9 protein-coding genes are annotated in these 12,171 nt (G+C 65.0%); 2 read left to right on the top strand and 7 right to left on the bottom strand.

The window, feature by feature from the left end; all coding sequences use genetic code 11:
• Positions 1-7: 7 nt before the first annotated feature.
• The 4 genes from K340_RS0119715 to K340_RS0119700 form a co-directional block, all read right to left on the bottom strand.
• Complete coding sequence (locus K340_RS0119715; protein ID WP_029137970.1) at positions 8-2,350, bottom strand: arylsulfatase; 2,343 nt, start codon at positions 2,348-2,350, stop codon at positions 8-10.
• Positions 2,351-2,492: 142 nt separating this feature from the next.
• The gene (locus K340_RS0119710) at positions 2,493-3,206 is read right to left on the bottom strand and encodes a GAP family protein (protein WP_029137969.1); all 714 of its coding nucleotides are present in this window, start codon (positions 3,204-3,206) and stop codon (positions 2,493-2,495) included.
• A 3-nt stretch (positions 3,207-3,209) separates the two neighbouring features.
• Positions 3,210-4,931, bottom strand: a complete 1,722-nt coding sequence (locus K340_RS31705; protein ID WP_161632146.1) for a SulP family inorganic anion transporter — start codon at positions 4,929-4,931, stop codon at positions 3,210-3,212.
• Positions 4,932-4,953: 22 nt separating this feature from the next.
• A complete protein-coding gene (locus K340_RS0119700) occupies positions 4,954-5,628 on the bottom strand; it encodes a GAP family protein (protein WP_029137968.1) in 675 nt (224 codons plus the stop codon).
• A 195-nt stretch (positions 5,629-5,823) separates the two neighbouring features.
• Here K340_RS0119700 and K340_RS0119695 point away from each other — a divergent pair, with 195 nt between their 5' ends.
• Together K340_RS0119695 and K340_RS0119690 are read left to right on the top strand one after the other, a co-directional pair.
• Positions 5,824-6,651 (top strand): mechanosensitive ion channel family protein, encoded by an 828-nt coding sequence (locus K340_RS0119695; protein ID WP_161632145.1) that lies wholly within the window; start codon positions 5,824-5,826, stop codon positions 6,649-6,651.
• Positions 6,652-6,812: 161 nt separating this feature from the next.
• A complete protein-coding gene (locus tag K340_RS0119690; RefSeq protein WP_037365842.1) occupies positions 6,813-9,146 on the top strand; it encodes an arylsulfatase in 2,334 nt (777 codons plus the stop codon).
• A 78-nt stretch (positions 9,147-9,224) separates the two neighbouring features.
• Here the strand turns inward: K340_RS0119690 and K340_RS0119685 are convergent, their stop codons facing one another.
• The 3 genes from K340_RS0119685 to K340_RS31700 all read right to left on the bottom strand — a co-directional run bounded on the left by K340_RS0119685 (position 9,225) and on the right by K340_RS31700 (position 12,036).
• Entirely contained in the window at positions 9,225-10,163 is a 939-nt protein-coding gene (locus K340_RS0119685; protein ID WP_029137965.1) for an HAD family hydrolase, read from the bottom strand.
• A 103-nt stretch (positions 10,164-10,266) separates the two neighbouring features.
• Positions 10,267-10,755, bottom strand: a complete 489-nt coding sequence (locus K340_RS0119680) for a DUF1269 domain-containing protein (RefSeq protein ID WP_029137964.1) — start codon at positions 10,753-10,755, stop codon at positions 10,267-10,269.
• Positions 10,756-10,878: 123 nt separating this feature from the next.
• Entirely contained in the window at positions 10,879-12,036 is a 1,158-nt protein-coding gene (locus K340_RS31700) for an AI-2E family transporter (protein ID WP_245599649.1), read from the bottom strand.
• Between the last annotated feature and the right edge of the window lie 135 nt (positions 12,037-12,171).

Below are 12,171 nucleotides of genomic sequence, written 5' to 3'. Positions count from 1 at the left end.
CCGCGATTCAATCGCGGGACATCGCCGCGGCCAGATGCCCTTCCACGTCGATGTAGGCGTCGTCGGCGATGTCGAACACCACCTTGACAATCTCGCCGCCGGTGAAGGCGAACCCTGATTCGTACTCGCTGGAAACGGGATCGGCACTGTCGTAGCCGATGCACAGACCCTCGCCGCAGAGCGAGAAGTGACCGAGGACGGTGCGGATCTCCTGCTCGCCGACCTGCTGTTCGTCGATGAAGAGCTTCAGCGGTCCGACGCCCTCCCGGTACTCGCCCATCCGCTCCTTGGTGAACTCGACACCGATGATGTGCTTGCCGCCGGTCGGTGCCGGAGCCGTGATGTGGTTCTCGGGCGGGATGCCGAGGAAGTTGTAGGCGTAGGTCACCTGCCCGTCCTTGATGAAGAGGCTGTGGCCGCCGAACCTCGAGCCGTGCGCGAAGATCACGCCCTGGCTGTCGGGCGTCAGATCGACCTCGGCGAGGACCTTGTACGACACCCCGTGCACGTTCGCCGCGGACCGTTCCGGGATCTCGGTCGTCCCCGGGTAGTACGTGTACTGACCGCTCGGCGGCACCGGCACGTGGAACTCCATCTTGATGAACGTCTCGTAGTCCTCCGGATTGCCGATGATCTGAAGATCGTTCAGCGGGAGAACGTTGTTCGCCTTCGCCTCCTCCATCCAGAGTGCTTTGAGCTCTTCGACCTTGTCCGGATTCTGCTCGGCGACATCATGTGCCTCGGAGCGATCCACATCGGTGTGGAACAGCTGCCACTGGTCGTTGTCGAAGTTGCTCATGCCGGAGACCGGGCCGTGCACCGTGACCGCCTTCCAGCCCTCGTGCCAGATGCCACGGCTGCCGAACATCTCGTAGTACTGAGTAGTTTTCGCGGTCGGGCCGTCGACCGGCGCGTCGAACGAGTACACCATCGACACGCCGGAGAGCGGGGTCTGCTCGACGCCGTTGTAGGTGTCGGGGAAGTCGACGCCGCATGCCTCGAGGATCGTCGGCACGATGTCGGTGGAGTGGTGGTACTGGCTGCGGATTTCCCCTTTGGCCTTGATCCCGGCCGGCCAGTGGATCACCAACGGATCGCACACGCCACCCTGGTAGGTGTAGCGCTTGAACATCCGGTACGGGGCGGAGAACGCCATCGCCCAGCCGGTCGGGTAGTGGCTGTAGGTGTCCGGGCTGCCGAGTTTGTCGACCATACGCAGGTTCTCGGCCTCGTCGTCCGGGTAGCCGCCGAAGATCTTGCCCTCGTTGACCGAGCCGTTCGGGCTGCCCTCGCCGGAGGCGCCGTTGTCCGCGCAGTACATGATGATGGTGTTCTCCAGCTGGCCGGATTCCTCCAGGTAGTCGACGATCCGGCCGACCTGGGCATCGGTGTATTCGGAGAAGCCGGCATACACCTCGGCCATCCGGGAGAACATCCTCTTCTCCTCATCGTTCAGTTCGGCCCACGGCCGCACGTAGTCGGTGGGGGTGTAGGTGCCCTCCGGCATCGGGTTCATTTCGGTGAGTTCGGTGCCCTCCGGCAGGATGCCGCGCTCGATCATCCGCGGCAGCACCCAGTCGCGGTAGGCCTCGTAGCCGTCGTCGAACGCGCCCTTGTACTTCTCGATGTACTCCTGCGGCGCGTGATGCGGTGCGTGGTTCGCTCCGGGGCAGAACCACATGTACCAGGGCTTCTCGGGCTCGGTCTGCTTGCTGTCGCGGATCATCCGCATCGCCTGGTCGGCGAGGTCCTTGGACAGGTGGTAGCCGTCTTCCGGAAGGTAGGGCTGATCGATGTAGTGGTTGTCCTCGGCCAGCGACGGGTACCACTGATTGGTCTCGCCGCCGATGAACCCGTAGAAGCGGTCGTAGCCCATGGCCAGCGGCCATTCCGTTTTCGCCGCGCCGGCGGTCCAGGCGTCGATCGGAACGTTGTGATTCTTGCCGACCCAGTAGGTGGACCAACCGGCGTCGCGCAACAGGTGAGCCATCGGGACGATATCCGGGGGGATGTGCGAGTTGTAGCCAGGGAATCCGGTCGACGACTCGCTGATCGACGCGAAGCCGTTCAGATGGTGGTTGCGGCCGGTGAGGAAGGTCGACCGGGTCGGCGAGCACAGCGCGGTCGTGTGCCACTGCGAGTAGGTCAGTCCGCCTTGGGCTAGGCGATCCATCGTCGGCATGTTGATCCGGCCGCCGTACGGCGACCATGCCGCTGTGCCGGTGTCGTCGTAGAGCACGACGAGGACATTGGGAGCGCCGGCCGGTGCCTTCTCCGGCAGAAAGGCGTCCCAGTCCGAGACCGAATCCCTGACGTCGAGGTTGATCGTCCCGCTGAACTTCTTGGCCATCTGCTTCTCCGTTCGCTGACGACCGGCCAGGTGCGACACTCGTCACGCTAGAAGCCCGGCGGGTCGAGGTGGTCACCCGAAACGGATGATGGTGTCGCTGGACCGGTGAGGTCATCGCGTCCGATGCCCTGGTGAGCAACGGTCACAGGCCCTGGATCCCCTTGGAGAGCTGGAGCGCACCGATCACCAGCAACAGCAGCGCATTCATGATGCCGGTGTTGCCCGCCACCCAGTCCCGGGCCTTGCGCAGGATCGGCTGTGCTGTCTGCCCACGGACCACCAGATAGCTGACCGGGACCAGGATCGACAACGACGAGACCAGTACGAACACGATGGCGACGGTGATCTGGGCGGCGAGTGAGACGTCGCCGAGTACCAGCGTCAGGCCGGCAGCAACGGCGCAGGAGAGGTCCACCGGATTCAGCACGAACAGGCCGAAGCCGGTGAGACCGGTACGAGCCGGGGTGAACTCGTCGACCGCATGCAGCCAGCCTGGCAACGAGGGCGCCGCGGCCACCACCTCACGGGGGGTGTCGGCCGCGGCCATCTTCTGCACGACCGGCTTCTGCCGGCGCAGCACCACGACGGCGCCGAGGATGAGTATCACGGCAAGAACGAAATGAACGACGGTGAGCCAGACGGGGGGATCCCGCCGCGCATTCACCTGGAGTAGATGGAAGACCCACATGCTGACGCCGACGCCGACGGCGATGCCCAGAATCCAGCCGATCAGGTACGCAACACTATTGGCCCTGGCACGGCTGGACCCCAGCACCGCGATGGCGGCGACGATCGCCAGCGGGCTGATCATGATGCCCAGCGCAACCGGGAGGAGTTGCATCAGCAGTGATCCCATGGCTCACACCGATCCGGGTCCCTGGGCGGCATGCCAGCGATCCGCGATTGCTACCGCTTCGGTCGCCGCCTCACCGATGATGTCCTTGCGCCACACGACGTTCTGCTCGCCGACCTCCGTCAGGATGCCGGTCTTGGAGAACAGCGAGCGCTGGTCGGGCTCGGCATCGGCCAGTACCACCAGGTGTCCGGATTTCCGGAGATCCTTGATCAGATCGGCGAGATAGTCGACTCCGGTCAGCGAGTACAGTCGCCGGCCACGGATCTGCAGGATCACCGCTGCACCTGGGGCGTCGTGGAACTCCGGCAGCGCGTGGCTCGCGCGGTACACCGACGCGAAGTACGCGGATCCGCTGACCGCCAGTACGGTGGTACTTCCCGGCTCCAGGGATTTCGGCGGCTCGACCTGTCGCCATCGATCTGGCGGCACCTGCTGCCAGGCAACAACTTTCGCTCGATCGGACATGGTCAGGGTGAAAAGGATCAGCGATAGCGCGACGCCGGTGAAGATGGCTGTGGTGATCTCTGAGAACACCCCGACCACGATCGTGATCGCGGCCGCAACCAGGTGGGGCCAGGACACGAAGCGAGCCTCGATCAAATGCCGGATCTCCTTGATCAGCGTCTCGAAGCCGATGACGATGAGGATTGCGGCCAGCGTGCACAGCGGGATCAGTTCGGCGAGCTTTCCGGCAACCGCGATCAGGATGATCAGCAGCACGCCGGCGTAGACACCCGACCACCGGCTGCGAGCACCGGCAGAGACGTTGACCCCGGTCCGGGACAGCGAGCCGCCGACCACCATGGTGCGGAAGATCCCACCAGTGACATTGGCCAACCCCTGAGCCAGGAAGTCCCTGCTGGTATCCGACGGCGATCCGTCCGGGTTCGGGTAGGCGGAGCCCACCGTCGCGGCCTCCGACAGCCCGACGATCGCGGCGGCGATGGCGGCCGGGATCAACGCGGGAACGAGTGAGAGGTCCGGCAGGTGCGGGGTGGGGATGGAGCTGAGACCGGTGGGGATGGTGGCGATCTGCTTGACCGTCTCGATGCTGTCGAGGTGGAACAGCGCCACCACCGCGGTTCCCGCGACGAGGGCCACGATGTCGGCGTAGGACCGTAGCGACGTCTGCTTGATCAGCACCAGCACCACGATGCAGCCGACGCCGACGCCGACGGTCGGCCAGTTCCAACTGCCGATGTGCGCGGTGATGTCAATTGCCTTGCGGACCTTGTTGCCGTCGATCTCGCTGCTGTAACCGACCAGGTCCTTGTATTGGCCGAGCAGGATCAGGAGTGCCACCGCGGCGACCAGGCCGGTCGAGACCTCCTTGGAGACGAACCGGATCAGCGAACCGAGTCTCAGGACACCGAGGATCGTCATCACCACGCCGACCAGCAGGGTCAGGGTGAACATTCCCGTCGCCGGGTCGACGTCCCCGCCGAGGGCGCCGACCTTGTCGGCCGTCACCAGCGCCAGGGCGTTGGTTGCCGTCACCATCAGCAGCGTGGTGGACGCGAACAGCGACCCGACGATGACGGTGATCGAGCCGGCGTACAGGCCGTAGATCGGATCGACGCCGGCGACCAGCGCGTAGGCCATGCCCTCGGCGACGCTGACCAGGCCGACCGTCAGCCCGGCGCCGAGGTCGCGACCGAGATCCTTGGGCCGCGGCCAGAATCCGGCGAGCCGTCCCGGTCGACCGCCGCCACCGTGCTCACTCACCGGGACCGCACCTTCGGCCGGTTCATCCGAGGCCACCGATGCCCTTGCCCACCATCACCACGCCCAACACGAGCAACAGCACCGTCATCACCGCAGCGTTGTTGGCCTCGAGCCACACCCGCAGGTCGTCCAGCCACGGACGTACCTTGGTGCTGGCCACCGCGAAACCGATCACCGGGACCAGTACGGAGCTCGCCGCGAGCACGGTGAAGACCACCACCGCGATCACGTCCTTGCCGCCGGACAGGTTCGCGGATCCGATGATGGTGCCCGCACCCACGGCCATGAGTAGATTCTTCGGATTGACCGCGGCCAAAAGGAAGCCGAGTCCACCCGCCTTCACCGCGGAGAACTCGGTTATGGCCGACATCCATTTCGGCAGCTGCGGTTCGGCGCCGGGTCGAGGGCGCTTGCGCCATTGACCGCCAGCAAGTACCAGCAACAGTGCGCCAAGAACGATCTTGATCCAGGATGCCGTGGTGGACGGCCCGGTGTCGGAGCCCAGGTCGGCAACCCCGGAGAGCAGCAGGAACACCGTTGCGGCCACGACGATTCCGAGAACCCAGCCGATACCGAAGGCGATACTGGTGGCGCCGGGCCGCTGCGAGAGCAACATCAGGATCACCGCGATGATCGGAACCGGGGAGATGGCGACCCCGATCGCCATCGGAAGCAGATCGCCGATCACCCCGCCCATTGCGTTGCCTCCCGTCAGTCGGCCGCACAGCGACCTCACCGCATCTCAACATCCGTCGATCTACCCTGAGGCTGCGCTGCGTGCGCGGCATCACCCGCGGCGGGTGACAGTCGGTCGCAAGGATCACTCGGTCGAGATGAGGCTCTCCCGGTGGACGCGCGTGACGCTGACCGGGACCACATGAAAGGGATGCACATGGTGAACATCGATGACGTGATCTCGCCCAGTGAAGTCAGCGGCTGGGACGTAGCCCTGGCGATCGTGACGCTGATCGTCACCTGGGTGGCGTTCCGCATCGTGCAGAAGGCCACCCGGGCTGCGGTGGCCCGGGTGTCGGGTCTCACCGACAATGTGCGGCTGCTCATCGTCCGGATCGTCAAGTACTTGGTGATGCTGTTGGGCATCGGTGTCGCCCTGACCTTCCTCGGGGCGGAGCTTCAGCCACTGCTGGTGGTGGTGATCGTCATCGCCGTCCTGGCAGTGCTTGCGGTGCGTGGGGTCGCCGACAATTTCGGTGCCGGAATCGTGCTGCAGACCCGCAAGCCGGTCACGGTCGGGGAGGAGATCGAGTCGCAGGGATACACCGGGACGGTGACGGAACTGAACGGTCGCTCGGTGGTGATCACCACCAGCGACGGCCAAACGATCCACCTGCCGAATGCGGAAATTCTGCGGGAGCCGTTGGTGAACAATTCCCGACACGGGCACCGCCGGTCCCAGGTGGAAGTGCGGCTGCAGCTCAAAGGTGCCGAGCCGCTGCAGCATCTGCTCGCCGAACTCGAGGCAGCGACCGCGGCGACGGACGGTGTGGTGGCCGATCCGGCGCCGTCGGCGGTGGTGGTGACGGTGGAGCCCGGCCGCCTCACCGCGTTGGTCCGCTTCTGGCACGAACCGCTGACGTACACCCGCACCAAGTCGGCGGTGGTGGCCTCGGTGGGCGAGTTCCTGCGGCATCGCACCGTTGAAGGCACGGTCACCTCGCAGCGACCTGAACCGCCGTTGACGAGTCCGCCCGCGGTGTGAGCCCGGCGACCGGCCGTCGTCTGCCGCGCACACTCACCCGTCGGGGATGAGGACCTGCCTGATCGCCGCGGGCGATGATGTCCGAATGCGGACCCCGGTACCGACCGGAAGCTGTGGCCTGGGACCGGTTCCGCAATCTTCGGACGGATGTCGACGAGAGGATGAGTGCGGTGGCAAAGGAATTCAAGGGGACGATCAAGCTGGACGTCCGGGACTCGGTCGCAGACTGGGGTCCGTTCGAGGTGACCCGGGCCAAGGAGGGCTCACCGAACATCCTGGTCATTCTGTACGACGACACCGGGATGGCCTCGTGGTCGCCGTACGGCGGCCGGATCAACATGCCTACCCTGGACAGGCTGGCGGCCAACGGGCTGACGTACACCCAGTGGCACACCACGGCCCTGTGCTCACCGACTCGGTCGGTGTTCCTCACCGGCCGCAACCACCACGTGAACAACGTTGCGTGCATCATGGAGGGCACCAACGGGTTTCCCGGCGCGTCCGGCCGAATTCCGGAGGAATGCGCCACCATCGGGCAGATCCTGCAGGACAACGGATACTCGACATTCTGGCTCGGCAAGGATCACAACGTGCCGGAGGAGGACAACTCTGCCGGCGGGAGCCGGTCGAGTTGGCCAATGGCGATGGGATTCGACCGGTTCTACGGATTCCTCGGCGGTGAGACCAACAACTGGTATCCCGATCTGGCCGAAGACAACCACTACATCGACCAGCCCTACCTGCCGGAGGACGGCTACCACCTGTCGAAGGATCTGGCCGATCAGGCGATCCGGATGATCCGCGACCAGAAGTCGGGCAACCCGTCCAAGCCGTGGTACATGTGGTTCTGCCCGGGAGCGAACCATGCCCCGCACCACTCGCCCGAGGAATACGCGGCCAAGTACAAGGGCATGTTCGACGACGGTTACGAGGCGTACCGGGAGTGGGTGCTGCAGCGGATGATCGATCGTGGCGTCCTGCCGGAGGGCACGCCGCTCACGCCGCTCAATCCACTGCCCGAGGATCAGGCGAACCCGGCCGACTACGTCAAGCCGTGGGACGAATGCTCCGATGACGAGAAGAAGCTGTTCTCCCGGATGGCGGAGGTATTCGCCGGCTTCTCCGAGTACACCGACGATCAGATCGGTCGCGTCGTCGACTACCTGGAAGAGACCGGCCAGCTGGACAACACACTGATCTTCTACTGCGCCGACAACGGGGCCTCAGGCGAGGGGTCGACGAGTGGGTCGGTCAACGAGAACAAGTTCTTCAACGGATACCCGGACGAGCTGGCGGAGAACCTGCAGTACCTGGACACGTTGGGTACGGCGGAGACCTACAACCACTACCCGACCGGCTGGGCGGTGGCGTTCTCCACCCCGTTCCAGATGTTCAAGCGCTACTCGCAGTTCTCCGGCGGCACCTGCGATCCGATGATCATCCACTGGCCGGCAGGCATCAAGGCCAAGGGCGAGATCCGGCACCAGTACCACCACGCCACCGACATCGTGGCGACCATCCTGGATGTCGCCGGCCTCGAGATGCCCTCCGTATACCGGGGTGTCGAGCAGAAGCCACTGAACGGGGTGTCGATGCGCTACAGCTTCGACGCCGCGCCGGATGCCCCGACCACCAAGAAGCGGCAGTACTACTGCATGCTCGGCACCCGCGGGCTCTGGCAGGACGGGTGGAAGGTGGCGGCCATCCATGCCCCGCTGACCGGCCACGGCCGCTTCGACGAGGACAGGTGGGAGCTCTACCACGTCGAGGACGACCGGGCGGAGGCCAAGGATCTGGCGGCCGAGCATCCGGACAAGGTCAAGGAACTGGTGGCCGCGTGGTTCGAGGAGGCAGAGGCCAACCAGGTGCTGCCGCTGGACGACCGGAGTGCCTTGGAGCAGTTGACCGTCGAGCGCCCACAGCCGGAACCGGCACGGACCCGGTACATCTACTATCCGGACAGCGGCGCGGTCCCCGAGGGCGTCGCCGTCAGCGTGCGCGGCCGCTCCTACAAGATGATCGCGGATGTCGACATCAGCGAGGACGCCGAGGGCGTGATCTTCGCGCACGGCTCGCGGTTCGGCGGGCACGCGCTGTTCATTCAGGACCGCAAGCTGCACTACGTGTACAACTTCCTCGGCATCAAGCCCGAGCAGGTCTTCGTGTCCGAGGAGCTGACGCCCGGGCCGCATGCCCTCGGCATGGAGTTCACCCGGGAACGGGCCGGTGAGTACCACGAGTCGCATGGCACTACGAAGCTGTACGTGGACGACAAGGTGGTCGACACGGGCCCGATGCGCACCCAAACCGGGAAGTTCACCCTGTGCGGCGACGGACTGTGCGTCGGCTTCGACAGTGGCGACCAGGTGAGCCGGTCGTATCGGGCGCCGTTCACCTTCACCGGCGGGAAGATCCTCGGCGTTGCGGTCGACGTCAGCGAGGATGCGTACCTCGACCTGGAAACCGAGGCCCTGGCGGCACTCTCGCGCGAGTAGCCGCGGAGACGACAGTCGACAACGGCCCCCGGGATGTTCCCGGGGGCCGTTGTCGTGGGGCTGGGCTTCGACGCAACCTTAATCGACGTCGGCGAAGACGCTCGCCCAGTCGTTGGCGATGCTGACCACTGTCCAGTCCTGGGCGTCCGCCAGCTCGAGCGCCTTCTCGGCACCCTTGATGTAGTCGAACTCCCGCTCGGCATCGTCGTGCTTGAGCAGCAGCCGCAGCGCCGGCAGATCCGGTCCGCCGGCGAAGCTGAGCATCGGGATGTCGCCGTTGGAATTGCCGACGGCCAGGATCGGTCTGCGCCCGATCCGGCTCCAGATCCGGATCGGCTTCTCCGGTCCGTCGTCGAAGAAGTCCATCTCGCCCTTGTACAGCAGGTTGCTCCGGCCGTCGTCATCGTCGTAGCCGAGACCGACGGCGCTGCCGACAACGCGTTCCGGCGGGATGCCGTACATCGTGCCGGCGATCGGGCGCATGAAGTCCCGGTCCCCGCCGGACGCGATGTAGGTGGTGAAGCCGTTGTCCTCCAGGTAGCGCAGGAGCTCGACCATCGGCCCATACCCGCAGGCCAGGTACGGCCGTTTCAGCTGCGGATTTGCTGCATCGACGAAGAACTCCCGCACCTTCGCGTCGTAGGCCTCAACGGTGACCGACTCGAAAGCCTTCGGCACCGCCTTGAGTACGAGTGCGAAATCGGAGTCGTCGCCGCGATAGTGCTTGATCACGGACTCGCTCAGCCACCCGAGATTCTTCTCGTAAGCGGCCTGATAGGGCTGTACGGTCCGGAGCTCCGGGTCCTGCTCGGCAAGCTCACCGAATCGACGCACCGTGAAATCCAATTGGATCACCAGTGGTTTCTCTGGCCACAGTGTGCCGTCGTTGTCGAACACCGCGATCCGCTCCTCGGCGGGTACGAAGTCCGAGCCGCTCTTATCTGTCACCCGTGCGACGAAATCGACGATTGCCGACTTGGTGGCGCCATCGCGCCAGGTGGTCAATTCAACGGTCATGCCCTGTCCCTTCGTCGGCCACCGACTCATCGGAGTCCGGAGCTCGAATACGACCGTCCGGCAGCGGATCACCCCGCTGCCGGACGGATCTGAACTGTGCGGCTCACCCCTCGGCGAAAGCCGCCCGCAGCGATGCTTCTTCTGCTTCGCTGAGATTGGTCTCGATCAGCTCCGCGTTGACCCCGCGGAATGCTTCGGCGACCTTGTCGACCACGGCGTCCGTGGTCATGATGAACAGCGCGGAGGTGCCGGGGACAACCTTCTCCCGCACTCGCTTGATGAACGAATCGTCGATGCCGACATCGGTGAATGCCCCGGTGAGAGCGCCCATCGCGGCGCCGACGGCGGCGCCGATCAGTGGGATGAAAAACAGCAGCCCGAACAGCATTCCCCAGAATGTTCCGCCCAGTGCGCCGGCACCGGTGAGGCTGTTGAGTTGCTTGGTCTTCGGCTTCTTCTTGCCGATCTCCCAACTGACCACCGCGGCGTCCTGAATTCTGATCAGGTCACGGGTCTGCAGATCCAGCGCAGCCGCCTCGGCCTGTTCCGCGCCTTCCGGCGTTTCGAATTTCCAGACTGACAGTGTTGCCATCGAAGATCCCTCGTCTCTCTACTCGTCGAACTACTTGTCGAACCGACCTGTCGGGTTCGCAGGCCTCCCTCAGCATGAGTCGACAGAGTGACGCCGTGCTCATCCTGAGTGGGTGATCGGGTGTCAACCTGCGTGATCGTCCTCGGGCGCTGCGCCGTCGTCCGAGCGGCCCGCACTCGCCGCGGCGGCACCGGCGCGACGCTGCTTGCGGGACTCGTGGTGGGGCTCGTCGCCCAGGAACAACTGAAGCCATTTGGTCTCCGGATCGACGTCGACCAGTAGTGCCTTGGCCAACAAGGTCATCGGGACGGCGAGAATGGCGCCCAGCGGGCCGAGCACGTACGCCCAGACGATCAGCGACAGAAAGCTGACGGTCGTCGTCAGACCGACCGAATCGCCAACGTACTTCGGTTGGATCACCGACTGGATGATGAAGTTGAGCACGCAGTAGACGATGATCACCGCGACCATCCGACCCACTCCGCCGGTCAGCAGAGCCAGCAGCGCCGGTGGGATGACGCCGATCAGGAACCCGATATTGGGAATGTAGTTGGTGACGAACGCCAGCACGCCCCAGAGCAGCGCCGCAGGCACATCGAGGATGACCAGGGCCAACCAATCGAGAACAGCCACGATTCCGCCGAAAATCGTGGAGACGATGAAGTACTTCCGGGTCCCGAAGGCGAACGACGTCAAGGCGGACAACGCCTGTTCACGGCCCCCGCGGACCTTCTCCATCCGGGTGGTGAACACCGCGCTGTCGATCCCCATGAACAGCACCAGGGTGACGACAAAGACCAAGAGCGACAATACGTTCATCAGGCTGCCGACGATGCCGCCGACCAACGAGATGATGGTGCCCGGGTTGAGGCCCTTGAGGGCATTCTGCAATTGGTCGTGGCCAACGCCCAGGCCGGTCAGCCAGGACTGGAGGTCGGCGATCCGCTGCTGCATCTGCGGCACATAGGCCGGCAGCAGATCGGCCAACCGGGCCACCCCCAGGATGAAGGCCAACATCAGACCGACCAGCAGTAGATAGACGCCGAGAATCACCAGTAGCGTCGCCAGCCAACGGGGGACGCCGTGCCGCTGCAGCAGTGGTCGCAATGGGTAGACCGTGATGGTCAGCGACAGCGCCAGGAAGATCGGGGCCAGGATGCCCGCCACCTGCCGCATGCCGAACAGCACGATGACCATGGAGGCGAGCCCCAGCATGATCAGCACGCCGCGGGGCAGACCGAACGTCCGGGCCGGAGCCGGCGGTGGCTGGGGTGTGTTCATGAGAGCATCCGAGCAGTTCTCCGGCCGGTTTGGTTCACCTAGCACGGGTGAGTCCCGCTGCCGCGGCGAACTCATCCAGCTCGGGTGAGCCCAGCGCGACCATCGGCGGACAACAATCCAGGGGCCAGGTCCCGG

This window comes from Nakamurella lactea DSM 19367 (assembly GCF_000426645.1).
GTDB classification, from domain to species: Bacteria; Actinomycetota; Actinomycetes; order Mycobacteriales; family Nakamurellaceae; genus Nakamurella; species Nakamurella lactea.
This window is presented reverse-complemented; position numbering and strand designations above follow the sequence as displayed.

What these genes read in the sequence shown, in the direction of transcription:
- K340_RS0119715 (WP_029137970.1), bottom strand. Translation starts at nt 2,350, where the DNA reads ATGGCCAAGAAGTTCAGCGGGACGATCAACCTCGACGTCAGGGATTCG.
- K340_RS0119710 (WP_029137969.1), bottom strand. Translation starts at nt 3,206, where the DNA reads ATGGGATCACTGCTGATGCAACTCCTCCCGGTTGCGCTGGGCATCATG.
- K340_RS31700 (WP_245599649.1), bottom strand. Translation starts at nt 12,036, where the DNA reads ATGAACACACCCCAGCCACCGCCGGCTCCGGCCCGGACGTTCGGTCTG.
- K340_RS0119695 (WP_161632145.1), top strand. Translation starts at nt 5,824, where the DNA reads ATGGTGAACATCGATGACGTGATCTCGCCCAGTGAAGTCAGCGGCTGG.
- K340_RS0119680 (WP_029137964.1), bottom strand. Translation starts at nt 10,755, where the DNA reads ATGGCAACACTGTCAGTCTGGAAATTCGAAACGCCGGAAGGCGCGGAA.
- K340_RS0119700 (WP_029137968.1), bottom strand. Translation starts at nt 5,628, where the DNA reads ATGGGCGGGGTGATCGGCGATCTGCTTCCGATGGCGATCGGGGTCGCC.
- K340_RS0119685 (WP_029137965.1), bottom strand. Translation starts at nt 10,163, where the DNA reads ATGACCGTTGAATTGACCACCTGGCGCGATGGCGCCACCAAGTCGGCA.
- K340_RS0119690 (WP_037365842.1), top strand. Translation starts at nt 6,813, where the DNA reads ATGAGTGCGGTGGCAAAGGAATTCAAGGGGACGATCAAGCTGGACGTC.